The sequence below is a fragment of the Pseudoxanthomonas sp. 3HH-4 genome (assembly GCF_006716465.1).
In the GTDB taxonomy this organism is placed as follows: Bacteria; Pseudomonadota; Gammaproteobacteria; order Xanthomonadales; family Xanthomonadaceae; genus Pseudoxanthomonas_A.
In genome coordinates this window covers 370,628-393,084 of record NZ_VFPB01000005.1, presented here as the reverse complement: position 1 = coordinate 393,084, position 22,457 = coordinate 370,628, and the positions used below count along the sequence as shown (strand labels likewise).

At 67.2% G+C, this 22,457-nt stretch carries 23 protein-coding genes and 1 pseudogene; 13 read left to right on the top strand and 11 right to left on the bottom strand.

Features of this window, described 5'->3' with window-relative positions; genetic code table 11:
• The first annotated feature begins 82 nt into the window (after positions 1-82).
• The 3 genes from rlmM to FB548_RS16230 all read left to right on the top strand — a co-directional run bounded on the left by rlmM (position 83) and on the right by FB548_RS16230 (position 2,903).
• Entirely contained in the window at positions 83-1,135 is a 1,053-nt protein-coding gene (rlmM, locus tag FB548_RS16240; protein WP_142125829.1) for a 23S rRNA (cytidine(2498)-2'-O)-methyltransferase RlmM, read from the top strand.
• 55 nt (positions 1,136-1,190) lie between these two features.
• Positions 1,191-2,108, top strand: a complete 918-nt coding sequence (locus FB548_RS16235) for an SMP-30/gluconolactonase/LRE family protein (protein ID WP_255470593.1) — start codon at positions 1,191-1,193, stop codon at positions 2,106-2,108.
• A 72-nt stretch (positions 2,109-2,180) separates the two neighbouring features.
• Positions 2,181-2,903 carry a hypothetical protein gene (locus FB548_RS16230; protein WP_142125827.1) on the top strand — a complete coding sequence of 241 codons (723 nt, stop codon included), beginning with the start codon at positions 2,181-2,183 and terminating at the stop codon, positions 2,901-2,903.
• Between the two features lie 6 nt (positions 2,904-2,909).
• On the opposite strand, the gene FB548_RS16225 is transcribed toward FB548_RS16230, so the two are convergent.
• Genes FB548_RS16225 through ubiH form a run of 3 tightly spaced genes read right to left on the bottom strand, consistent with a single transcriptional unit; the run spans position 2,910 to position 6,482 of the window.
• The gene (locus FB548_RS16225; RefSeq protein WP_142125826.1) at positions 2,910-4,034 is read right to left on the bottom strand and encodes a Gfo/Idh/MocA family oxidoreductase; all 1,125 of its coding nucleotides are present in this window, start codon (positions 4,032-4,034) and stop codon (positions 2,910-2,912) included.
• A 55-nt stretch (positions 4,035-4,089) separates the two neighbouring features.
• A complete protein-coding gene (locus FB548_RS16220; RefSeq protein ID WP_142125825.1) occupies positions 4,090-5,277 on the bottom strand; it encodes a UbiH/UbiF family hydroxylase in 1,188 nt (395 codons plus the stop codon).
• A complete protein-coding gene (gene ubiH, locus FB548_RS16215; protein ID WP_142125824.1) occupies positions 5,274-6,482 on the bottom strand; it encodes a 2-octaprenyl-6-methoxyphenyl hydroxylase in 1,209 nt (402 codons plus the stop codon). Before ubiH ends, FB548_RS16220 begins: the two co-directional genes overlap by 4 nt.
• Before the next feature lie 97 nt (positions 6,483-6,579).
• On the opposite strand from ubiH, the gene FB548_RS16210 reads away from it, so the two are divergent.
• From FB548_RS16210 to FB548_RS16165, 10 genes and pseudogenes are all read left to right on the top strand, one after another.
• Positions 6,580-7,182, top strand: coding sequence for a hypothetical protein (locus FB548_RS16210; RefSeq protein ID WP_142125823.1), 603 nt, complete (start codon positions 6,580-6,582; stop codon positions 7,180-7,182).
• A gap of 16 nt (positions 7,183-7,198) precedes the next feature.
• The gene (locus FB548_RS16205; protein ID WP_142125822.1) at positions 7,199-7,756 is read left to right on the top strand and encodes a cob(I)yrinic acid a,c-diamide adenosyltransferase; all 558 of its coding nucleotides are present in this window, start codon (positions 7,199-7,201) and stop codon (positions 7,754-7,756) included.
• Between the two features lie 115 nt (positions 7,757-7,871).
• Complete coding sequence (locus FB548_RS16200; RefSeq protein WP_142125821.1) at positions 7,872-8,780, top strand: histone deacetylase family protein; 909 nt, start codon at positions 7,872-7,874, stop codon at positions 8,778-8,780.
• A gap of 117 nt (positions 8,781-8,897) precedes the next feature.
• Positions 8,898-11,363 (top strand): LPS assembly protein LptD, encoded by a 2,466-nt coding sequence (lptD, locus tag FB548_RS16195; protein WP_142125820.1) that lies wholly within the window; start codon positions 8,898-8,900, stop codon positions 11,361-11,363.
• The gene (locus FB548_RS16190) at positions 11,360-12,688 is read left to right on the top strand and encodes a peptidylprolyl isomerase (protein WP_142125819.1); all 1,329 of its coding nucleotides are present in this window, start codon (positions 11,360-11,362) and stop codon (positions 12,686-12,688) included. Before lptD ends, FB548_RS16190 begins: the two co-directional genes overlap by 4 nt.
• Position 12,689: 1 nt before the next feature.
• Entirely contained in the window at positions 12,690-13,673 is a 984-nt protein-coding gene (gene pdxA / locus FB548_RS16185) for a 4-hydroxythreonine-4-phosphate dehydrogenase PdxA (RefSeq protein WP_142125818.1), read from the top strand.
• Positions 13,674-13,711: 38 nt separating this feature from the next.
• Positions 13,712-14,500 (top strand): 16S rRNA (adenine(1518)-N(6)/adenine(1519)-N(6))-dimethyltransferase RsmA, encoded by a 789-nt coding sequence (gene rsmA, locus FB548_RS16180; protein WP_142125817.1) that lies wholly within the window; start codon positions 13,712-13,714, stop codon positions 14,498-14,500.
• Between the two features lie 50 nt (positions 14,501-14,550).
• Positions 14,551-14,931: a Co2+/Mg2+ efflux protein ApaG gene (gene apaG, locus FB548_RS16175; RefSeq protein ID WP_142125816.1), complete on the top strand. Its 381-nt coding sequence runs from the start codon at positions 14,551-14,553 to the stop codon at positions 14,929-14,931.
• Between the two features lie 10 nt (positions 14,932-14,941).
• Positions 14,942-15,796 (top strand): symmetrical bis(5'-nucleosyl)-tetraphosphatase, encoded by an 855-nt coding sequence (locus FB548_RS16170; RefSeq protein ID WP_142125815.1) that lies wholly within the window; start codon positions 14,942-14,944, stop codon positions 15,794-15,796.
• Positions 15,797-15,798: 2 nt separating this feature from the next.
• Positions 15,799-16,431: pseudogene (locus tag FB548_RS16165) on the top strand (DUF1287 domain-containing protein); the annotation flags it as partial.
• Positions 16,432-16,656: 225 nt separating this feature from the next.
• Here FB548_RS16165 and FB548_RS16160 read toward each other — a convergent pair.
• The 8 genes from FB548_RS16160 to FB548_RS16125 all read right to left on the bottom strand — a co-directional run bounded on the left by FB548_RS16160 (position 16,657) and on the right by FB548_RS16125 (position 22,290).
• A complete protein-coding gene (locus tag FB548_RS16160; protein ID WP_142125813.1) occupies positions 16,657-17,151 on the bottom strand; it encodes a dihydrofolate reductase in 495 nt (164 codons plus the stop codon).
• A 6-nt stretch (positions 17,152-17,157) separates the two neighbouring features.
• Complete coding sequence (locus FB548_RS16155) at positions 17,158-17,952, bottom strand: thymidylate synthase (RefSeq protein ID WP_142125812.1); 795 nt, start codon at positions 17,950-17,952, stop codon at positions 17,158-17,160.
• A 22-nt stretch (positions 17,953-17,974) separates the two neighbouring features.
• Positions 17,975-18,865: a prolipoprotein diacylglyceryl transferase gene (lgt, locus tag FB548_RS16150; RefSeq protein WP_142125811.1), complete on the bottom strand. Its 891-nt coding sequence runs from the start codon at positions 18,863-18,865 to the stop codon at positions 17,975-17,977.
• An 87-nt stretch (positions 18,866-18,952) separates the two neighbouring features.
• Positions 18,953-19,444, bottom strand: coding sequence for a TPM domain-containing protein (locus FB548_RS16145; protein WP_142125810.1), 492 nt, complete (start codon positions 19,442-19,444; stop codon positions 18,953-18,955).
• Positions 19,444-20,325, bottom strand: a complete 882-nt coding sequence (locus tag FB548_RS16140; protein WP_142125809.1) for a TPM domain-containing protein — start codon at positions 20,323-20,325, stop codon at positions 19,444-19,446. Before FB548_RS16140 ends, FB548_RS16145 begins: the two co-directional genes overlap by 1 nt.
• Before the next feature lie 19 nt (positions 20,326-20,344).
• Positions 20,345-20,983, bottom strand: coding sequence for a LemA family protein (locus FB548_RS16135; protein WP_142125808.1), 639 nt, complete (start codon positions 20,981-20,983; stop codon positions 20,345-20,347).
• A gap of 162 nt (positions 20,984-21,145) precedes the next feature.
• Positions 21,146-21,880, bottom strand: a complete 735-nt coding sequence (locus tag FB548_RS16130; protein WP_142125807.1) for a TerC family protein — start codon at positions 21,878-21,880, stop codon at positions 21,146-21,148.
• A gap of 29 nt (positions 21,881-21,909) precedes the next feature.
• Positions 21,910-22,290, bottom strand: a complete 381-nt coding sequence (locus FB548_RS16125; RefSeq protein ID WP_142125806.1) for a diacylglycerol kinase — start codon at positions 22,288-22,290, stop codon at positions 21,910-21,912.
• Between the last annotated feature and the right edge of the window lie 167 nt (positions 22,291-22,457).

Here is a 22,457-nt window from a genome sequence, read left to right as displayed (position 1 = left end):
CGGAGAAGCCATCGCGCCCGGCTTCTCCTGTACCCTGTCCTCGCGGCAGGAGCCGCAGCCATCCGCTTCACGCGACCGCGCCATGTCATCGACGACCGGCCTGCTGGCTTATTGCCGCCAGGGATTCGAACCCGAACTTGCTGCCGAACTGACCGAGCGCGCCGCGCTGGCCGGGTTCGCCGGCTATGCGCGCGCGCAGCGCAACGATGGCCATGTCGTGTTCGTCTGCGAGGAAGCGCAGGCGCTGGACCGCGCCCTGCCCTGGCGCGACCTGATCTTCGCCCGGCAGAAGCTGCGGCTGCTCGCCGAACTGCGCGGCATCGACCCCAAGGACCGCATCACGCCGCTCCTCGCCGCCTTGGCGGGCAGCGGGCGTTACGGCGACCTGTGGGTGGAGCACCCGGACTCCGACAGCGCCAAGCCGTTGGCCGGACTCGCGCGCAGTTTCGGCAATGCGCTGCGGCCGGCACTGCGCAAGGCCGGCTTCCTGAGCGAGAAGGACGATGCGCGCCTGCCGCGCCTGCATGTGGTCTTCGTGCAGGGCGACCACCTGTTCCTGTGCGTCGCCGATGCACGCGACAGTGCTCCCTGGCCGCTCGGCATCCCGCGCCTGAAGCTGCTGCCCGATGCGCCGTCGCGCTCTGCATTGAAGCTGGAAGAAGCCTTCCTGTCGCTGCTCGACGAACGTCAGCGCGAGGCTCTGCTGAGGCCCGGCATGACCGCCGCCGATCTCGGTGCCGCACCGGGTGGCTGGACCTGGGTACTCACGCGCCACCATCTGCGCGTGACCAGCGTCGACAACGGCCCGCTGCGCGAGCACGTGTTGGCGACCGGCTTGGTCGAACATCTGCGCGCCGACGGCTTCCACTGGAAACCCTCGCAGCCGCTGGACTGGATGGTCTGCGACATGGTGGAACAGCCGCGGCGCGTCGCCGAGCGCATGGCGTACTGGTTCCGCGAAGGCTGGTGCAGGCACGCCGTGTTCAATCTCAAGCTGCCGATGAAGAAACGCTGGGACGAGACGAAGCTGTGCCTGGACCTGTTCGCCGACCAGGCCGGCCGGTCGCTGGAGGTGCGCGCACGCCAGCTCTACCACGACCGCGAAGAGATCACGGTGTTCGCCACGCCCGGCTGAGCCGCGAAGACCTGCCTACACGCCACCCGAGGGGATACGGATGACGTTGCACCGAATGAAGACTCTGCTCGCACTTGGCTTGGCCGCAGGGCTGGCAGGCTGCACCCACACGGAAGACGCCGCGCGGACGACGCCGGAATCCCTGTACGTTGCACGCGACGTCGTGGGTGATGGTGTTTTCAGCACGGGGATCGAAGGCCCGGCCTTCGGTCCCGACGGCGCGCTGTATGCGGTGGGTTTCGGGCGCGATGGCACGATCGGCCGGGTGTCGTTCGATGCCGACGGCGCCGGTAACGCGGTCCTGTACGTGACGCTGCCGGAGGGCAGCACCGGCAATGGCATCCGCTTCGATGCAGACGGCTTCATGTACGTGGCGGACTACACCGGCCACCGGATCCTGCGCATCGATCCGCGCGACCGCTCGGTGGGCGTGTTCGCCACACTTCCGGGCGCGCACCAGCCCAACGACATCGCGTTCGCACCCAATGGCATGTTCTACGCCAGCGACCCCGACTGGCGTTCCGGCACCGGCCAGCTGTGGCGGATCCTGCCCTATGGCAAGGCTTCGCTGCTGGAAACCGGCATGGGTACCACCAACGGCGTGGAAGTCGGCCCCAAGGGCGATGTGCTGTACGTCAACGAAAGCGTGCAGCGACGCGTGTGGGCATATGACCTCGACAGCAGCGGCGGGATATCCGGCAAGCGCCTGCTGGTCGCCTTCCCCGACCACGGCCTGGATGGCATGCGTACCGATGCGATGGGCAACCTTTACATCGCCCGCTACGGTGCCGGCACGGTGGTGGTGGTGTCGCCGCGGGGCGAGGTACTGCGTGAGGTGAAGCTGAAAGGCCAGAAACCTACCAACGTCGCCTTCGGCGGACCGGATGGACGCACGGTCTTCGTCACCCTGCAGGACCGGGGTGCTATCGAAGCCTTCCGCGCGGACTATCCGGGGCGCGAGACCGGCCTGTGACGGAGTGCCGCGGACGTCTCAGGCACTGACATCCCGGCGTGGCAAGATGCCTCCCTGACATGGAGACCTGCGATGCTGCCGATCGAACTCAAGGACCCCGCCGGTTTCGGCAACGAGTTCCTGCGCCTGACCCTGCTGCAGGGCTTCCAGTCGCTGACCAAGCGCGACCTTGAACTGCTGATCTTCGTACTGCTGGAACGCGACGGCACCATCGGCCGCGACGAATCCAATTTCACCGTCGCCGGCAAGCTGCGGGTCACGCCGGCCAAGATCAAGGCGCTGCGCCGTGATGGTTACGCACGCTGGCGGGCACTGGTACCCGAGGAGCGCGATGCCGCCCTGCAACGCATCGTCGCGACGGCATTGACCGAGACAAACCTGAAATCGGGTGCGAAGCACGTCAGCGAACGCAGCCGAAAGGAAGGCTTCCTCGCCATCCGCATCGAGCATCCCGACGACCATCAGCAGTTCGAACAGGCCATCCTCGAGGTGGGTGCGCTGCCCGTGTACGAACGCAATCGCGACGTGGTGGCGGTGCGCTTCGATACGCTGCTGGCCATTGCCGAACGCTGGGGCTACCTGCAACCCGACCCCGCTGCCGTGACGGCCGAGCTGAAGAAGCTGATGCCCGCGACGGAAGAGGTCGCCGACCTGCTGAAGAAGGACCTCACCAAACTGCGCTGGCAGGATGCGCGCAATGCGCTCAACAGCCTCGGCGCCAAGGCCGTTGCCAGTACCGCCGAGGGCGGATTGAAGGGCGTGCTGAAGATCGTCTTCCCCTTCATCCCCGGCTGACGGGTTTCAGGCCGCCGCAATCTCCACTCGCGCGCCGCCGGTGCGCGCCGAAGCGAAGATCGCGTCCAGCACCACCATGTCGCGCAACCCCTCTTCGCCCGGCACGCGCGGCGGCGTGCGCTGCAGAATGGCCAGCGCGTCGGCATCCATCTGCCTCGCCTGCTGGGCGGGTGTCGCGCCGATCACCGCGTCGAACCGGCGCCCGTCGCTGGCTTCGCCGCGAACGCCTTCGTAGGCCTGGAACGGTGACAGTTCGTACCATCCGTCCGCGCAGTCGGCGTGCAGCAGGTTTATGTTGCGGCCGAAGCTGGTCGCGCAATCGGCCACGACGCCATCGGGGAATTCGAGCCGGAAGCGCATCGACTCGTCGACGCCACGGAAGATGTCGGCGCGCTCCACATGCGGCGTCGCCGTCACCGCGACGGGCTCGGTACCGGTGGTATAGCGCGCGGCATTCAATGCGTACACGCCCATGTCGTACATCGCGCCGCCGCCACGCACGGGATCCAGGCGCCAGTTGTCGCCGCTCGCGCCGTCGAATCCGCGGAACCCGGCTTCCGCGCGGATCCGCTGCAGGCGCCCGAACGGATGGGACCGGGCCAATGCCATGACCGCCTGCGTGTTGGGTTCGTGCTGCATGCGGTAGCCGATCGTCAGCTGCACGCCATGGCGCCGGCAGGCCTCGATCATCGCGCGCGCCTCCGCGGCATCCATTGCCATCGGCTTCTCGCACCACACGTGCTTGCCCGCGGCCGCCGCGCGCAGGGTGAACGGCTTGTGCAGGTGGTTCGGCAGGACGATGTACACGACATCGATGTCGGGGTTGTCCGCGATGCGGTCGAAGCCCGCGTAGTCGTAGACGTTACGGTCGGGAATGCGGTGACGACGCTGCCATTCCTCCGCCTTGGCCGGCGTACCGGTGACGATGCCGGCCAACCGGCAGTGCTTCGTCATCTGCAGCGCAGGTGCGAGCAGGTCGCGGCTGTAGTAGCCGAGGCCGACCAGGGCGACGCCGAGTGGGCGTCGATCTTTCGCACGCGCGGCAGGCAACATGCCGACCAGGCCGGCGGCGCCAAGCCCGCCCAGCACACGGCGGCGTGAAGGGTCATGGGGGGGATGCGCAGGATTCATCGCGGATACTCCGGCCGGGAACGGCGAGGCTACCGCATGCACTGCATACCCGTCGTCAGCGCGTGCGTTGTCCTGCCGCGTGCCGCCAGAGGAAGTCCACCAGCGGTGGCACCTTGCCCGCGAGGCCCAGCAAGGGCCCACGCACCAGGGTCAGGTGCATCTCATCGTTCGAGAACACCTTGTTGATGCCGTCGAAGGCATGGGCGGCGGTGGCGTTCTCGCTGCGACGCTGCCGTGCCCATCGTTCCAGCCGGTGGGGCGCCGACCAGTCCGCATGCCGGGCCAACGCGTCACGGATACCTTCGCGCAAGGCCGCGACGTCACGCAGACCCAGGTTGACGCCCTGCCCGGCCAGGGGATGCACCACGTGCGCCGCGTCGCCGGCAACGATCACGCGGCCTGCGACATAGTCCTTCGCCAGTTGCCGCCGCAGCGGGAAGGCCGCCCGCGCCGATGCCACCACCACCTCGCCGAGTTGCCCCCCCATCGCCAGCGCGAGTTCATGGCCGAACGCCTCATCGTCGAGCGCCAGCACGCGCGCGGCCTCCGCGTCGGGGAGCGTCCAGACGATCGAGCTGTGACCTTCGGTGAAGGGCAGGAAAGCCAAGGGACCGGTGGGCAGGAATCGCTGCCAGGCCGTGTCCTCGTGCGGCCGCTGCGTCCGCACGAAGGCCACGACGCCACGCTGCGCGTAATCGTGCGAGGTGACGTCCAAGCCCGCGAGCCGGCGCAGCGTGGAGTCGGCGCCATCGGCGGCGACCGCAAGCCTGGCGTCGACGCGCGCGCCATCGTCCAGCCGCAACGTCACGCCCGCTTCGTCCTGCTCCATCGCGTCCACGCGGGCGGGACAGCACACCCGCACGCCCGCCGCCGGCAGGGCCGCCCACAGCCGGTCCACCAGCAGTGCATTCTCGACAATCCAGCCCAACTGCGAACGCCCCAGGGCATCGGCATCGAACTGGAGTTCACCGCCACCGGCGGCATCCCACACCCGCATGCACCGGTAGGGCTGCGCGCGCGCATCGCGCACCGCGCGCCATGCGCCGGCCTCATCCAGCAGCGCCGCATTGTCGGGCGCGAACGCGTACACGCGCAGGTCCGGCTGGTCCTGCGACCAGCGTGGAGGCTCGCGGCCTTCGACCAGCGTCACCTGCAAACCCTCGCGCGCCAGCACCAGGGCGCATGCCGCGCCGACCACGCCGCCACCGACGACGACTACATCGACCTGTCCGCGCCGCTTCATACGGACTCCCCGCGGCACAACGCCGGCACATCCCCGCGGAACCCCATTGCACCCCCTACCAGGAATGACTGCAGCGAAGCGTGCGCATCCACCGCCATCAGGCCCAGGCTGCGTAACGGCTTCAGCAAGGGCGACGGGTTGGCGGTCAGCCGCGCCAGCCCGTCGGAGAACGCCAGCGTGCGTTCGCGGTCTTCTTGCCGGCGCGTCGCATAGGCCGCGAGGCTGTCCGCATCGCCCGGATCGTCGCTGCGTGTGAGCTCTTCGGCCAGCGTCAGCGCATCGCGCAAGCCCAGATTGAAGCCCTGCGCGCCGATCGGGTGGATCGTCTGCGCGGCATTGCCCAGTACCACTGCCCGCTCGGCGACCAGGCGCTGCGCAACGACACGCACAATGGGGTATCCACTGCGCTCTCCGCTGCCGATCAGCCGGCCGATGCGCCAGCCTGCCTCGCGCTGCAGGCGCGCAAGCCACGCAGCCTCACCCAGCGCCGCAACGGCGTCGGCGTCCGCGCGTGCCACGCCGTGCACCACGCCCCAGTGGCGATCGCCGCGCGGCAGCAATGCCGTGGGACCGGCATCACCGAAACGCTCGTATGCCGTGCCATCCGGCGCACGCGTGGCACGCACCCGGGCGACGAACAGGGTCTGCAGGTAGTCGTGTTCGTCCACTCCGATGCCGAGCGCATCGCGTACGGCGCTGCGCGTGCCATCGGCAGCCACCACCAGCCGCGCACGCAGTTCGCGCTCGCCGCCTGCATCGGCGATGCGCAGGACGCGGCTTCCCGCATCGCCCGGCGCGAACCCGACAAAGCGCGCCGGCCGGTACCGCGTCAGCCGCGCCAGTTGGTCGAGCCGCGCTTCCAGCGCCTCGCCGAAATCACGTGCCACGACCACCTGCCCGAAAGCCTCGCGACCATAGTCCACGGCATCGAGCTGCACGCGACCGAAATCGCCCTGGCGGCTGATGTGGATGCGGCGGATCGGGCCGGTCGTCGCACGCAGCTGTTGCATCACGCCGAGCACGGTCAGCGCATTGACGGTGGCCGCCGCGAAGCTCAGGTTGCGCTGGTCGAACACCGCAGGCATCTGGCCTGCAGGCGTCGCTTCGACCAGAGCCACATCCAGTCCCTGCCGGTCCAGGGCGATGGCCAGGCTTGCACCGACCAGCCCGCCGCCCACGATCACCACGTCATGCCGTTCTGTCATGCGGCCATGATACCGCCCCGGTCTCCAGGCCCCGTCCTGCGGCCTGCCGGACGCAGGCTCCGGTAGAATGCGGGGCTGAGTCTCCGGAACCCTGCCGATGAACACCACTTTCCAACGCGCCCTCGTGCTGACGCTGGTCGCCGCCCTGCTGGTCCTCACCCGCCTGCACCTGCCCACCACGTTCGGCCATATCGGCCCGTTGCCCGATGCCAGCTGGGCCGCCTTCTTCATCGGCGGCTACTACCTGCGCACCTGGTCGCGCTGGGCGTTCCCGTTGTTCATGGCGGCAGCGGTCGTGGTGGACTACATCGTCATCAGCGGCCAGGGCATCAACTTCTGGACGCACTACTGCGTGTCGCCGGCGTACTGGTTCCTGCTGCCGGCTTACGGCGCGCTGTGGCTTGGCGGTGCGCTGCTGCGCCGCTACCAGACCGCGAACCATGGCCGCACGCTGGCGCTGCTGGTCGGCAGCCTGCTGGCCTCGGTCACCGTCTGCCACCTGCTGAGCCAGGGCAGCTTCTACTGGCTGAGCCCGGTGGTCAGCGAACCGACGCTGGCCGGCTGGTGGAAGAACTTCAGCGACTGGTACCTGCCCTACCTGCGCGTGGCCGCCATCTACGTGGGCCTGGCGGTCATCGTGCACGTGATGGTCGAGCAGGTCGTGCGCCTGGCTAGGCCGCACGGCCGCACCGCCGACTGACCGGACCGGCACCGCGATGGGCAACCGCCTCTCGAAGATCTACACCCGCACCGGCGACGACGGCAGCACCGGGCTGGGCGACGGCACGCGTGTCGGCAAGGACTCCGCGCGCGTCACCGCCTACGGCACGGTGGACGAAGCCAATTCCGCCATCGGCGTGCTGCTGGCCGTCCCCAGCGTGGCCGACGACATCCGCGTCCTGCTGACCACCGTGCAGCACCAGTTGTTCGACCTGGGCGGCGAGCTGTGCATCCCGGGCCATGCCGCCATCACCGGCGACGATGTCGATGCGCTGGAACGGCAACTGGACCACTACAACGACGACCTGCCACCGCTGAAGGATTTCATCCTACCGGCCGGTGGCGAGGCGGCTTCGCGCTGCCACCTGGCCCGCACCATCGTGCGCCGCGCCGAACGCGAAACCGTCACCCTGGCCCGCCACGACGCGGTGCGGCCGGAAGCGATCCGCTACCTCAACCGGCTTTCGGACCTGCTGTTCGTGCTGGCCCGCGTGCTCGCGCGGGCCGACGGCCAGGGCGAAGTGCTGTGGAAGCACGAGCGACGCCATTCCTGAGCGGGCGTCTTCCCCCAAGGTCGGATGCCGGCGCACCCGGCGCCGCGCTTAGAATGGTGCCGGACTTCCATAGCGGAGAGGCGGATCCCGCCCCGTCGAGGGCAACGCCGGCACCTTGATCATCTTCACCCACCCCGCCTGCCTGCTGCACGATCCCGGCCCAGACCATCCGGAGCGGCCGGCGCGGCTCGAAGTAGTGCTCGAGGCGCTCCGGCTGCACCACGGCGACGCCGACTGGCGCGAGGCGCCGATGGTGAAGCTGGGCGACCTGCGCCGGGTACACGACGAGGCGCTCGTGCGCGAGGTTCTGGAAGCAGATGTGTCCGGCTACCGCATGCTCGATCCGGACACGGTGATGTGCCCGGCTTCCCGTGCCGCCGCCCTGCGTGCCGCCGGCGCCGGCGTGGCGGCGGTGGACGCCGTAATGAATGGCGAGGACCTGACCGTGTTCTGCGCAGTACGTCCCCCCGGCCACCACGCGACCAGCGGTGCCGCCATGGGCTTCTGCCTGTTCAACAACATTGCCGTGGCCGCCGCGTACGCCTGCGACAAGCACGGGCTGGAGCGCGTGGCGGTCATCGACTTCGATGTGCACCACGGCAACGGCACCCAGGCGATCTTCTACGACGACCCGCGGGTGGCCTACTTCAGCAGCCACGAATCGGGCATCTACCCGCACAGCGGCGCACCCTACGAGCGCGGGGTGGGCAACGTGTTCAACGCGTTGCTGCCACCGGGGAGTGGCGGTTTCCGTTTCCAGAACACCTGGGCGGACGAGCTTCTGCCTGCGCTGGATGACTTCAAGCCCCAGTTGCTGCTGGTCTCGGCAGGGTTCGATGCGCACATGCGCGACCCGCTGGCGGACCTGATGCTGGAGACCGAAGACTTCGGGTGGCTGACCCGGCAGTTGCGCGCCCTGGCACAGCGCCATGCCGGAGGGCGGATCATCTCGATGCTCGAGGGCGGCTATGACCTGGATGCCCTCCGCGAGTGTGCAGTGGCCCACCTGGACGCGCTGCGCTGAGGCCCCGGGCCTGTCGCTGAACCCCGCCCGACATCGGCCGAAGGCCTTCATTGCCCGCATGCATGGGATGGGGCAAGCTAACGACCGTTTTTCGTTCGACAGCGAGCCCAGCACCGCGTGCGCCCTGCCCTTCGCCTGCTCCCGTTGCCCTTCAGCATTGCCCTGTGCCTGCCCGCGCTGGCGGCTGACGAAAAGCCCGAAAGCTGGGCGCTGTGTCCTATCCAGGATGTGATCCCGACATTCGGGGGTGCGCCGCAGCCACCGGCTGCGGGCAGCGCCCTGGCGTCGCGGGAACAGCGCGCCGAGCAACCGACCTCGATCGAGGGCGACCAGCTCTCCGGCACCGAGGCCAATCCCCAGTACAGCGGCGAGGTCGTCCTCACCCGCGGCGACCAGTTCCTGGGCGCAGACAACCTGAAGTACGACCAGGAGCAGGACACCTACGTCGCTGACGGCCACATCCGGTACCAGGATGCCGGCATCCGCCTGATCGCCGACAGCGCCCGCGGCGACCAGGGCGCCGATACGCACCAGATCGACAACGTGCGCTACCAGCTGGTGTCCCGTCGCGGCAACGGCGGCGCCGACCGCATCGACATGAAGGGGCCGGAAGGCAGCCTGCTGCACTCCACCTACTCCACCTGCGATCCCGAGGACCGCCGCTGGGAGCTGCGCTCGCGGCGCATCGACATCAACACCGACGACGGCTGGGGCGTCGCGCGCGGGGCAACGATCCGGCTGGGCAAGGTGCCGGTGCTGTACGTGCCGTACCTGAAGTTCCCCATCGACGACCAACGCCACACCGGCCTGCTGTACCCGGCCGTGGGCCTGTCCGGTCGCAACGGCTTCGACTGGAAGCAGCCGATCTACCTCAACCTGGCGCCGAACTACGACGCGACGCTGGAGCCGCGCTACATGAGCGAGCGCGGCTTCCAGTTGGGCGCGGAATTCCGCTACCTGTATGAAAAAGGCCGCGGCGAGATCCAGGGCACATGGATGAACAAGGACGACCTGGTCCGTGATCGGATGAATGAGGCGGACTACAAGCCACTCAATCCAAACAACCCTGATCCGGACGACGGTCGAGGCTATTTCTCGTACGCCGGCTCGCACCGGTTCAGTCGCAACTGGCAGGCACGCGCCAACCTGATCTGGCTGAGCGACGCGCGCTACCAGGAGGATTTCGGCAGCTCGCTGTATGGCCAAGCCTACTCGTCGGTTACCAGCACCGCAGGCATCTATGGGTCTGGTGAATATTGGACTGCCGGCCTGATGGCGGACCATTGGCAATTGGCCGATTACCTGAGCACCGAGCGTTCACTGCCCTACAACCGCCTGCCGCGCACTTACCTCAACTGGAATCAGCCCCTGGGCAGCTGGATCAGCGTGGGTGGGCACGCGGAAGCGGTGAAATTCCAGCACGACGAGAAGCCCGGCGGCAGCCGCATCGACATCAAGCCGACCATCTCGTTCCCTTTGCAGGGAGCATCCTGGTACATCACGCCGACGCTCGCCTATCGCCACACAGAGTATCGTCTTGACGCTGATCTGGCGCAGCAGATCGCCACCAATCGCGCCGTCGAAGCTTACGGCGTGCCCGCTGCACAAGTGACGCCCGCGATGGTGGCGGAATTCTACGACCGATCGCCCAGCCGCAGCCTGCCGATCGGCTCGCTGGATGCGGGTGTCTATTTCGACCGCGAGACCGAGATCAAGGGTGACCGCTTCCTGCATACGCTCGAACCGCGCCTGTTCTACCTCAACGCACCGTACCGCGAGCAGGAAGGGCTGCCGATCTTCGATACCCGTCCGTTCAATTTCAGCTATGGCCAGCTGTTTCGGGACAACCGCTATACCGGTCCCGACCGGCAGACCGATGCCAACCAATTGACCCTGGCGCTGAGCACGCGCCTGCTGCGGCAGAAGGACGGCTTCGAGCGCCTGTCGGCCAGCATCGGCCAGATCCGCTACTTCGACGACAGTCGCGTGACCGCACCGAACGAGGTGCCGCTGGAACAGGGCAAGTCGGCCTGGGTGGTGGACGCCAACTACGCGCCCACCGACCGGTGGACGATCGGCGCTTCCTACCAGTGGGACCCGAAGTTCCGTCGCGAGGATCTTGCCAGCGTCCGTGCGCGCTACCTGCTGCCTGACGATGGCGTGGTCAACATCACCTACCGCCGTCGCCGCGACCTGCTGGAACAGGCCGACTTTTCGTTCCTCTATCCTGTCACGCCGTCGTGGAGCGTAGTGGGTCGCTACTACCACTCCTTCTACCGCGACGCCGCCACCGACCAGGAGCCCGGCCTGCTGGAAGGCGTGGCGGGCGTGCAATGGGACAGCTGTTGCCTCGCGGTGCGTGCGCTGGTCCGCCGCTATGTCCGCAATCGCGAGGGCGACATGAACACCGGCTTCCAGGTCGAATTCGTCCTGAAGGGCCTAGGTTCGGCGGGCCAGAACACGGACCGCACCCTGCGCCGTGCTATTCTCGGTTACTACCGAGACGACCTCTATCTCGTCCCGCCGAGCAATATCGCGCCGCGTTCGGACGACAACACCTACGATCCGGATCCGATGCCATGAACAAGCCTCTTTCCCACCTCCTGATCGCCGGCCTGCTGGCCTTGTCGGCAGCTGCAACACCCGTGGCGGCGCAGACAATGCAGCCGCTGGACCGGATCGCCGCCGTCGTCAACGAAGACGTCGTCCTGCAGAGCGAACTGGACCGCGCCGTCCGCAACGTCCTCGCCCAGTACGCCAATCAACCTGGCCAGCTGCCTCCGCGCGCCGTGCTGGAGCGCCAGGTGCTGGAGCGTCTGGTGCTGGTGAAGTTGCAGGTGGCACGGGCCGCAGAAACCGGTGTCCGCGTCAGCGATGCCGACCTCAACAACGCCGTGAATGCCGTGGCCCAACAGAACGGAACCACGCCGGATGGTCTGCGCCAGCGGCTCGAAGCCGATGGCATGTCGTTCGCCGAGTTCCGGAACTCGATGCGCGACGAGATCACCATCCAGCGCTTGAAGCAAAGCTTCGCGCAGAGCCGCGTGCAGGTCAGCGAGGGTGAAGTCGACGCCGCGCTGGCCATGCAGGCGAACAGCGGTGCGCAATACCATCTGGCGCATATCCTCGTCAGCCTGCCGGACGGTGCCACCGCCGAGCAGATCACCGCCGGCCAGGGCAAGATCGATGGCATCAAGGCGTTGATCGACAAGGGTGAGCTGGACTTTTCTGCCGCCGCCGTCCGCTATTCCGACAGCCCAAATGCACTGGAAGGAGGCGACCTTGGATGGCGCAGCCTCGACGAGATTCCCACCGCCTTCGTGGAGATGCTGAAGGGCATGTCGCCGGGCCAGTCGGTCGGCCCGTTGCGCGGCCCCAGTGGCTTCCAACTGCTGAAGCTGGTGGAAGTGCGCGATGCCGCTCAGGCCGAAAAGCGCAGCGTGACCGAGTACAACGCGCGGCACATCCTGGTGCGGATCACCGAAACCCAGGACGCCGCAGCAGCCAAGGCCAAGATCGACACCTTGCGTGCGCGCATCGCCGGCGGTGCCGACTTCGTCGCCGTGGCAAAGGAGTCCACCGAGGATGCGAACAGCCGGGATGATGGTGGCGACCTGGGCTGGTTCCCCGCCGACGCGTTCGGCCCGGCCTTCGGCCAACAGGTGACGGCGCTGCAGGACGGCCAGGTCGGCACACCGTTCCGCACCGATGCCGGCTGGCACATCGTCCAGCGCGTGGGCAGCCGCCAGACGGATGTGACCGACCAGAACCGCCGCGCGCAGATCCGCGACACCATTGGCCGCCGCAAGGCCGAGGACGAGTACAACCGCTACCTGCAGGAACTGCGCGGCGAAGCCTACGTCAGCTTCCGCAGCGGCGACCGCGCCGAGACCACGCCGGGCGGCTGAGGTGATTCCGCGGCTGGCGCTGGTACCAGGCGAGCCGGGCGGCATCGGCCCCGAACTCTGCGTACGGCTCGCGCAACACCCGCGCAGTGACTGTACTCTGCTCGCGTTCGGTGATCCCGGCACACTGCGCGCCGCGGCCGACGCACTCGATCTGCCGCTGCGGCTGCTCGACGAAGCGGTCGTCGCCGTCGAACCGGGTGACCTGCGGCTGCGGGCGGTGCCCAATGCGGCACCTAACGTGTTCGGTCGCACCGACCCACGCAATGCGCGCGCCGTCATCGATGCGTTGACGCAGGCCGCCGATGAGTGCCTCCAGGCATCGCTGGACGGCCTTGTGACCGGCCCCGTACACAAGGCGGCCATCAATGCCGGCGGGATCGCTTACAGCGGGACCACCGAACTGCTGGCGCAACATGCCGGCTGCAAGGTCGTGATGATGCTCGCCAACGACATCGTTCGTGTCGCGCTGGCGACCACCCACCTGCCGCTGCGCGATGTCGCCGGAGCGATCACGCCGCTTCTGCTGGAAGAGATCCTGCGCATTACCCACGCATCCTTGCGCATGGACTTCGGTATCGATGATCCGGTCATAGCCGTACTGGGACTCAACCCGCACGCAGGCGAAGCCGGGCACCTCGGACGCGAGGAAATCGAGGTGATCGAGCCCGTACTCGCCTCGCTGCGTGCGCAAGGGATGCGCCTGGAAGGGCCGTTGCCCGCCGACACCGCATTCCTGCCGCAGAAGCTGCGCGGGTTTGATTCTGTCATGGCGATGTACCACGACCAGGGCCTTCCCGTGCTCAAGTACAGCGGGTTCGAGCAGGCGGTGAACCTGACCCTGGGGCTCCCCTATCCGCGCGTGGCGGTCGACCACGGCACGGCACTGGACATGGCCGGCAAAGGCATCGCGGACCCATCCAGCCTGTTCGCAGCTGTCGCTACCTGCGCGCGGATGGCCGCCCACCGCGTCGCGGGCCGCGCCTGACGCCACGCAGTACGCGAGCGTTCCCGCATAATCCGCCCATGTCGCATTTCAAGGCTCCTCCCAAGAAGTCCCTCGGCCAGCACTTCCTGACCGACGGCAGCTACATCGACAAGATCGTGAGGGCAGTGAACCCGCAGCCCGGCGACCGTCTGGTCGAGATCGGCCCGGGCCAGGGCGCGATCACCTTCCCGCTTCTGAAGAAGCATGGCGAGCTGACCGCCATCGAGTTCGATCGCGATCTGATCACGCCATTGATGGAAGCATCGGAAGGCATCGGGCGATTGACCATCATCCACAAGGACGTGCTGTCGGTGGACTTCGGCAAGCTCGCGGGCGAAGACAAGCTGCGCCTGGTCGGCAACCTGCCCTACAACCTGTCCTCGCCGATCCTGTTCCACGCCATCGAACATGCGGCGGCGATCACCGACATGGTCTTCATGCTGCAGAAGGAAGTCGTCGACCGCATGGCTGCCGAGCCGGGCAGCAAGGTCTACGGCCGGCTCAGCGTGATGCTGCAGGCGTACTGCAGGGTGGATGCACTGTTCGTGGTGCCGCCGGGCGCCTTCCGTCCGCCGCCGAAAGTGGATTCCGCCGTCGCCCGTCTGGTGCCGCGCGATCCCGCGAGCATCGGCATCCGCGACCCGATGCGCTTCGAGCATGTCGTGCGCGCCGCCTTCGGCCAGCGCCGCAAGACACTGCGTAATGCGCTGTCGGATGTCTGCACCAGCGAGCAGATCGAAGCCGCCGGCGTGCGTCCGGATGCGCGTGCCGAGCAGGTCGCGGTGGAAGACTTCATCCGGCTGGCGAATCTGGTGGCCGCTGCCTGAGACGGGGCGGATGGTTTCCGCTTTCACCCGGGTTTGAATACACTGCCCGCATGGATTCCCCCGACTACGCCATCGACGTCGATGTCGCCACGCGCTTCCTGGACGACCAGTCCGCGCCCGAGGACGGGCGTTACGTGTTCGCGTACACCATCCGCATCCACAACCGCGGCCGCGTGCCCGCGCAGCTGCTGCGCCGCCACTGGGTCATCACCGATGCCAATGGCAAGGTGGAGGAAGTGGAAGGCGAGGGCGTCGTTGGCGAGCAACCCTGGCTGAGACCGGGCGAAGATTTCCGTTACACGTCCGGTGCCATCCTGGAAACCGCGCTGGGCACCATGCGCGGCCGCTACGACATGCTGGCCGACGACGGCACCCGCTTCGACGCCCCCATCGCCACGTTCACCCTGTCCGTTCCGCGGACGCTGCACTGAGCCCGCCGCGATGACGGTCTGGGCCATCGGCGACCTCCAGGGCTGCTACGACGCCACGCAGCGACTGCTGGAGAAGATCCGCTTCGATCCGGCGCAGGACCGGCTGTGGTTCTGCGGCGACCTGGTCAACCGCGGTGGACAGTCGCTGGAAACGCTGCGGCTGGTGTATTCGCTGCGCGAGCACAGCGTCGTCGTACTCGGCAACCACGACCTGTCCCTGCTCGCGATCGGCGAGCGTTCGCCGGACGAGCAGCGCAAGGTCAACCCCGATCTGCAGCGCGTGGTGCTGGCAGACGATGCGCGCGTGCTGCTGGACTGGCTGCGCCTGCAGAAGCTGGTGCACGTGGACCGCGACCTGGGCTGGATGATGCTGCACGCCGGTCTCGCGCCGAAGTGGACCACCACGCTGGCCGAGAAGCATGCGCGTGAGGTCGAGCAGCAGCTGCACGGCAACGCCTACCGCAAGCTGTTCCGCAACATGTACGGCGACAAGCCGAACTGGGCACCGCACCTGTCCGGTCATGACCGTTCGCGCGCCATCATCAACGTCCTCACCCGCATGCGCTACTGCACGCCCCGCGGACGCATGGCGATCGAGGAGAAAGGTGCGCCGGGCCGCCAGGCCCAGGGCCTGTATCCCTGGTACGAAGTGCCCGGCCGCGCCGAGCGCGACCTGAAGATCGTCTGCGGCCACTGGTCCACACTGGGGCTGATGATCGGGCACGGCGTGCATGCGATCGACACCGGCGCGGTGTGGGGCGGCAAGCTCACCGCGTTGCAGTTGGATACTGACGATATCCGGCTGGTGCAAGTACCGGGCCGCGACGTGCCGCCACCGCCGAAGGGCGAACTGCCGAAGGACTGAGCATGCGGCTGGCGCGGCTATCGACGCTGTGCCTGCTGCTGATGCTTGTGGCGTGCCGCGACGAAACGCCTGCCGCCGGCGAACCCGCGCCGCTGCCGGTCACAATGCCACGCAGGCTTCCGGTCGATTCTCCAGCGCTGGTGGCTGCGGCGCGCGCACAGATCGGCGTAGTCCGCCTCTACGACCCGGCTTACTTCGGCCTGTCGTATCCGGGCGGTGACGTGCCGGCCGACCGGGGTGTTTGCACCGACTTGGTGATCCGCGCGCTGCGCACGCAGGGATTGGACCTGCAGCAGGCGATCCACGAGGACATGCGCGCGCACTTTCATCTCTACCCGCAGCAGTGGGGTCTGGACCGGCCCGACCGCAATATCGACCATCGCCGCGTCCCCAACCAGATGCACTGGTTCGAGCGGCAGGGATGGCAACGGCCCATCGGTCGCACAGCGGGGGATTTCGCGCCCGGCGACATCGTGGCGTGGAAACTCGGCGGCAGCGGCCTGCTGCACATCGGCATCGTCTCCGACCGCCGCAGCCACGACGGCACGCCGCTGATCCTGCACAACATCAACGCCGGCACGCAGGAAGACGACATCCTGTTCCGCCACGCCATCATCGGACACTACCGGCAACCGGAGGCGCGTACGCCGGGCGCTTCAATAGCGCGGGACCCGCTCGATACACAGGCCGTCCGCTCATTGCGGACCCGCCCAAAGACGGCAGGGGTGGACTCCGCCCGTCATTCCGGCGAAAGCCGGAATCCATCTTGATCCTGCGGTCAGATGTGCGTCAGCTGACAGTCAATCGATTGCGGCTTTCGCCGGCATGACGGCTCAGGCGTGAAGGCGTATCGCCCGTTTTCAGGTGCGCCGGTACTCGACGAAATCAAAGGCCAACGCGTGCTTCGCGTCCACGGGATGCCGTTCGCGCGCGATCTCATGCCACTGCGCGGCATCGAACTCGGGGAAGAAGGCATGCGCGTCCTCGACCACGGTATCGACCTCGGTCACGTGCAGCACGTCCGCACGGCCAAGGGTCAGCGCGTAAATCTCGCCGCCGCCGATCACGCACAACTCATCACTCCCCTGCTCTGCCGCGATCCGGATCGCCTCATCGATAGAGGCCACCACCTGCATGCCTTCGAATGGCACGCGGCCACGGCGCGTCAGCACCAGGTTGAGCCGGCCCGGCAACGCACGGCCCAGGGATTCGGCAGTCTTGCGCCCCATCAACACCGGCTTGCCCAGCGTTAGCGCCTTGAAGCGCTTCAGATCATCCGGCAGTCGCCACGGCAGATCGTTGTCGCGGCCGATGGCACGGTGGCGATCAAGCGCCACCATCAGCGAGATGCGCATGGAAACCTAGACCGCCACCGGCGCCTTGATCGCCGGATGCGGGTCGTAGCCGTGGATACCGATATCGTCGTAGGTGAAGGCAAACAGGTCGGCGACCTCGGGATTGAGGTGAAGCTTGGGCAACGCGCGAGGTTCGCGCGCCAGCTGCTCGCGCGCCTGGTCGTAGTGATTCGAGTACAGGTGTGCGTCGCCCAGCGTGTGCACGAAGTCGCCCACACCCAATCCGCAGGCCTGCGCCACCATGTGGGTCAGCAACGCATAGCTGGCGATGTTGAACGGAACGCCCAGGAAGATGTCGCCACTGCGCTGGTAGAGCTGGCAGCTGAGCTTTCCCTCCACCACGTAGAACTGGAACATCGTGTGGCAGGGCATCAGCGCCATCTTCGGCAGGTCGGCCACGTTCCAGGCCGACACGATCAGCCGGCGCGAGTCCGGGTTGCGCTTGATCTCCTCGACGACCCATTTGATCTGGTCGATCTCGCCGCCGTCGGCCGTGGCCCAGCGACGCCACTGCTTGCCGTAGACCGGGCCGAGTTCGCCTTCGGCATCGGCCCACTCGTCCCAGATGCTGACCTTGTTGTCCTTGAGATAGGCGATGTTGGTTTCGCCTTTCAGGAACCACAGCAGTTCGTGCACGATCGAGCGCAGGTGCAGCTTCTTCGTCGTGACCAGCGGAAAGCCTTCGTTGAGGTCGAAGCGCATCTGCCAGCCGAACACGCTGCGCGTTCCGGTGCCGGTGCGGTCGGATTTTTCGGTGCCCTGCTCCAGCACGTGGCGCAGCAGGTCGAGGTACGGCTTCATTCTTTGCCTCCGGCAGATGGCTTCATGCGATGTCCTTGCCGGACGCCGGGCCGGGCGCGACGGGCTGCAGGGTGGGGGCGCGACGCGACAACGCGAGCAGGAACAGGCCCAGTGCCACCAGCGGCAGGCTCAGCACCTGGCCCATCGTCAGCCAACCAAAGGCCAGGTAGCCGATGTCCGCATCCGGCACGCGCACGAACTCCACCACGAAACGGAACAAGCCGTACATCAGGGCGAACAGGCCGGAGATGGTGTAGCGCGGTCGTGGCTTGCTCGATACCGCCCATAGCACCACGAACATCACCAGCCCCTCGAGGAACGCCTGGTAGAGCTGCGAAGGATGGCGCGCGAACTGATCCAGCGCGCCCGCCGCGTACTGGGCCTGCAGCTGCGCCGCATCCAGTCCGCGCAGCGCGGGATCGGTCGGAAAGATGACGCCCCAGTCGCCACCGGTCGGCTTGCCCCAGAGTTCGGCGCCGATGAAGTTGCCCAGACGGCCAAAGCCAAGCCCGGGAGCGACCACCGGTGCAACGAAATCCATGGTGTCGAAAAAATGCAGGCGATGTTTGCGCGACCACCACCATGCTGCGGCCATCACACCCAGCAGGCCGCCGTGGAAGCTCATGCCGCCTTCCCAGACCTTGAAGATCGACAAGGGATTGTCGAGGAAGGTACCAAAGCCGTAGAACAGCACATAACCGATGCGGCCGCCCAGCACGACGCCCAGCATGCCGTAGAACATCAGGTCGGAGAACGCGTTGGCGTCCACGCCGGGCAATCGCCCCTGCGACGCACGCATGCGTCCCAGCCACCAGGCCGTGACGAACGCCAGCAGGTACATCAGGCCGTACCAGTGCAGCTTCAGCGGCCCCAGCGAAAGGATGATCGGATCGATCTGGTGGAGGTAGATCATGCGCCTCGGCTTGGCCGGTGGAGATGGGCTATTTTGCCCCACCCTGCCCGCGCGTGGCGGATCCCGGACTGATCCGGGATCGGTGGATCAGTCCAGCAAGTGCGGCCGGTTGGGCAGTTCGTCCTCGTCCGGACGGCCGTCCAGCTGCGGGAAATGCAGCGCCAGCAGGTCCGAGACTGCGCGGATGCCGTCGATGACGGCCTGCTCCGCCCGATTCTCCGCCATGCCCACTTCAATCAGGTGGCAGACCTCGCGCCATGCCGCGTCGCTGACGAGGCCGTTCAAGCCGCGGTCGGCGACGATCTCGATGCGGTGGTCGGCCAGCAGCAGGTAGATGAGCACGCCGTTGTTGGCTTCCGTGTCCCAGGTGCGCAGCCGCACGAACACCTCGTGCGCGCGCTCGCGCGGATCCACCCCGGAAAGTACTGCACCCAATGGCAGATCCGACTCCACCGCGAACATCACCTCGCCGCGATGCCTGCGCTCGCCCTCGGCAATGGCGTCGGTGATGTGGTGCAGAGTCGATTCCGGGAACAACCGGCGCGCCGAACGGGCGAACAGATGGCGGAGAACGCGCATCACCAACTCCCCGAGGCGCCACCGCCCCCCGACATGCCACCGCCACCACCCCAGCCACCTCCGCCGAAGCCGCCTCCTCCCCCGCCAAAGCCACCGCCTCCGCCACCCCAGCCGCCCCAGTCCCGGTGCCGGGCGTATCCGCCGCGGGTCGACACCGACATCAGGCCGTAGAGCAGTCCCAGCACGGCGGCGATGCCGCCGACGGTCAGCAGCGACGACAGCAGCAGCGCCACGCCTCCGGCCGCCCCACCGGTGAACAGTCCGCGGACGCCGGACGGCGCTCGGCTGAACATGCCGCGCACGATGCTGGCCACGACGAAGGCGGCGAATGCGGCAAACAGAAAGCCGCTGCCCTTGCCGCCCTCGCCGGAAACGCGATGCGTGCTGACCGGTTCGGGCAATGCTTCACCGTCGATCAGCTTCACCAGCGTCGCGGTCGCATCGGTGATACCGCCCGCATAGTCGCCAGCACGGAACTTCGGCGCCAGGTATTCCTGGATCACGCGGTTGGCGATGGCGTCGGGAATCGCACCTTCCAGTCCGTAGCCGGTTTCGATCCGCACGCGGCGGTCGTCCTTGGCCACCAGCAGCAACACGCCATCACCCACGCCCTTGCGGCCGAGCTCCCACTGTTCGAACACGCGCACCGCGTACTGCTCGATGGTTTCGGGTTGCGTGCTGGGCACCATCAACACCTGCAACTGGCTGCCTTTGCGCTGCTGCAGGGCCAATGCCTGCGCTTCCAGTTGCTGCTTCTGCGTGGCATCCAGCGTGCCGGTGGTATCGACCACCGGCGAATCGAGTGCGGGAATCGCCGCCAGCGACTGCGCCCAGGCGGGCGCGACGATCAGCAGCAGGCAGAGCGCCAGCGCACGCAGCATGGAAGCGCCGGGACGCTGATCAGTTGCCGGGCGACGGCGGAGGCGGCGCTGTCGGAGCCTGCGGCGTCGCCGGTGCCGGCGTACCGAAATCGACGGCCGGCGCTTCGGAGATCGCGGCTTCGTTCTCGACGGTGAAGTTCGGCTTTTCCTTCGCGCCGGTGACCTTGGCGGTGATCACCTGCGGGAACTGGCGGATATAGGTGTTGTAGTCCTGCACCGTCTGGATGTAGCGCCCGCGCGCCACGGTGATGCGGTTTTCCGTACCTTCCAGCTGCGCCTGCAGGTCGCGGAAGGACTGGTCGGATTTCAGGTTCGGGTAATTCTCGGTGACGACCAGCAACCGGGACAGTGCGCCGGACAGCTCACCCTGCGCCTGCTGGAACTGCTGCAGCGAGGCGGCATCGTCGGCATTGACCTGGATCTGGCCCACGCGCGCGCGCGCGTTGGTCACGTCGGTCAGCACCTGGCGCTCCTGCTGCGCATAGCCCTGCACGGTCTTGACCAGATTGGGAATGAGATCGGCACGACGCTTGTACTGGTTGAGCACCTCGGACCAGCCTGCCTTCACGGCTTCGTCCTTCTGCTGGATGGTGTTGTAACCGCAGCCGGACAGCAGCACGGTCAACACGACGAGCAACCATAGACGCGAAACCTGCATGGCACGACACTCCTTTGGACAGACGGGCCGATTGCAGCACCTTGCCCATGACCACGCAAGCATCCGCCACGTCACACTGCGTGGCACGTCGACTTGTTAGTCTCACGTGAAAAGCAAAGGGCTCCCCGAGGAGCCCTTTGGGGTACGCGGTGGATGCAAGGCTTACTCGCGCAGCATGCGCCGGCCGGCCCGCTTCTTCGCCCACAAGTTGAGGCACTCGACCACAGCCGAGAAACCCATCGCGCCGTACAGGTAGCCCTTCGGGATATGCATCTCGAAACCGTCCAGCAGCAGGTAGGCACCCACGGCGACGATGAAGGCCAGCGCCAGCATCTTGATGGTCGGGTTGTTGTCGATGAACTGGCCAAGCGGCTTGGCCGCCAGCAGCATCACCGCCACCGCCAGCAGGATCGCGGCGACCATCACCGGGGTGTGGTTCGCCATGCCGACGGCCGCGATCACCGAGTCCAGCGAGAACACGATGTCGATCACCGCGATCTGCGCGATCACGCCAGCGAACGAAACAGCCGGGCGCGTGTGTACGTCTTCCGAGTCGGGTTCGCCCTTCACCAGTTCCAGGATTTCCTTGGTGCCCTTCACCAGCAGGAACACACCACCCAGGATCAGCACCAGGTCGCGCACCGAGATGCCTTGCCCGAACAGCGTGAACAGGTCGGCGGTCAGGCCGGCCAGCCAGGCCAGCGTCAGCAGCAGCAGGATGCGGGTGATGCAAGCCACCGCGATGCCGAACTTGCGCGCGACTTCACGCTGGTGCGGCGGCAGCTTGCTGACCGCGATGGAGATGAAGACCAGGTTGTCGATGCCCAGCACGATCTCGATCGCACTCAGCGTGATCAGCGTGATCCACACCTGCGGATCGGTAAGCAATTCCATCATCGGGTAAACACCTTGTTCATATCAGGATTTCACAGGTAGCGCGGCGCGAGGATCAATCCCCAGCACAGCAGCACGTTCATCATCAGCACGAAGACCGCCGCCGACCCCATGTCCTTCGCGCGGCCGGCGAGTTCGTGGTGCTCGGGACCGTAGCGTTCGATCACGGCTTCCACGGCGGAGTTCAGCAGTTCGGCGGCCAGCACCAGCAGGCAGCTGCCGATCAGCAGCGCGCGCTCCAGACCGGTTCCGCCCAGCCACAGCGCCAGCGGCGCGAGCACGACGAGCAGGTACACCTCCAGCCGGAAGGAGGATTCGTGCATCCACGCCGCACGCAGTCCCTGGAAGGACCACACGGTGGCTTTGAGGATGCGGCCAGGGCCGCGGGGAAGGTGTCCGGTTTCGTCAGCCATGGGCAGGTCGGTGCGAAGGAGGCCCCGCATCGTCCCTGGCCGGTCAGGCGGGGCCTGGGCCAGCGGGAGGTCGGATCGGGTGGAACCGGCGCGGACGCCGCGCCAAGGGAGCGATTTTGCCACAAGGCACCCCCGGACCGCCCCGCCGCGGTTTGCATCGGCTGCCC

Coding starts and splice junctions, on each gene's coding strand:
- rlmM (WP_142125829.1), top strand. CDS start 83: ATGTCATCGACGACCGGCCTGCTGGCTTATTGCCGCCAGGGATTCGAA.
- FB548_RS16235 (WP_255470593.1), top strand. CDS start 1,191: ATGAAGACTCTGCTCGCACTTGGCTTGGCCGCAGGGCTGGCAGGCTGC.
- FB548_RS16230 (WP_142125827.1), top strand. CDS start 2,181: ATGCTGCCGATCGAACTCAAGGACCCCGCCGGTTTCGGCAACGAGTTC.
- FB548_RS16225 (WP_142125826.1), bottom strand. CDS start 4,034: ATGAATCCTGCGCATCCCCCCCATGACCCTTCACGCCGCCGTGTGCTG.
- FB548_RS16220 (WP_142125825.1), bottom strand. CDS start 5,277: ATGAAGCGGCGCGGACAGGTCGATGTAGTCGTCGTCGGTGGCGGCGTG.
- ubiH (WP_142125824.1), bottom strand. CDS start 6,482: ATGACAGAACGGCATGACGTGGTGATCGTGGGCGGCGGGCTGGTCGGT.
- FB548_RS16210 (WP_142125823.1), top strand. CDS start 6,580: ATGAACACCACTTTCCAACGCGCCCTCGTGCTGACGCTGGTCGCCGCC.
- FB548_RS16205 (WP_142125822.1), top strand. CDS start 7,199: ATGGGCAACCGCCTCTCGAAGATCTACACCCGCACCGGCGACGACGGC.
- FB548_RS16190 (WP_142125819.1), top strand. CDS start 11,360: ATGAACAAGCCTCTTTCCCACCTCCTGATCGCCGGCCTGCTGGCCTTG.
- rsmA (WP_142125817.1), top strand. CDS start 13,712: ATGTCGCATTTCAAGGCTCCTCCCAAGAAGTCCCTCGGCCAGCACTTC.
- apaG (WP_142125816.1), top strand. CDS start 14,551: ATGGATTCCCCCGACTACGCCATCGACGTCGATGTCGCCACGCGCTTC.
- FB548_RS16170 (WP_142125815.1), top strand. CDS start 14,942: ATGACGGTCTGGGCCATCGGCGACCTCCAGGGCTGCTACGACGCCACG.
- FB548_RS16160 (WP_142125813.1), bottom strand. CDS start 17,151: ATGCGCATCTCGCTGATGGTGGCGCTTGATCGCCACCGTGCCATCGGC.
- FB548_RS16155 (WP_142125812.1), bottom strand. CDS start 17,952: ATGAAGCCGTACCTCGACCTGCTGCGCCACGTGCTGGAGCAGGGCACC.
- lgt (WP_142125811.1), bottom strand. CDS start 18,865: ATGATCTACCTCCACCAGATCGATCCGATCATCCTTTCGCTGGGGCCG.
- FB548_RS16145 (WP_142125810.1), bottom strand. CDS start 19,444: ATGCGCGTTCTCCGCCATCTGTTCGCCCGTTCGGCGCGCCGGTTGTTC.
- FB548_RS16140 (WP_142125809.1), bottom strand. CDS start 20,325: ATGCTGCGTGCGCTGGCGCTCTGCCTGCTGCTGATCGTCGCGCCCGCC.
- FB548_RS16135 (WP_142125808.1), bottom strand. CDS start 20,983: ATGCAGGTTTCGCGTCTATGGTTGCTCGTCGTGTTGACCGTGCTGCTG.
- FB548_RS16130 (WP_142125807.1), bottom strand. CDS start 21,880: ATGATGGAATTGCTTACCGATCCGCAGGTGTGGATCACGCTGATCACG.
- FB548_RS16125 (WP_142125806.1), bottom strand. CDS start 22,290: ATGGCTGACGAAACCGGACACCTTCCCCGCGGCCCTGGCCGCATCCTC.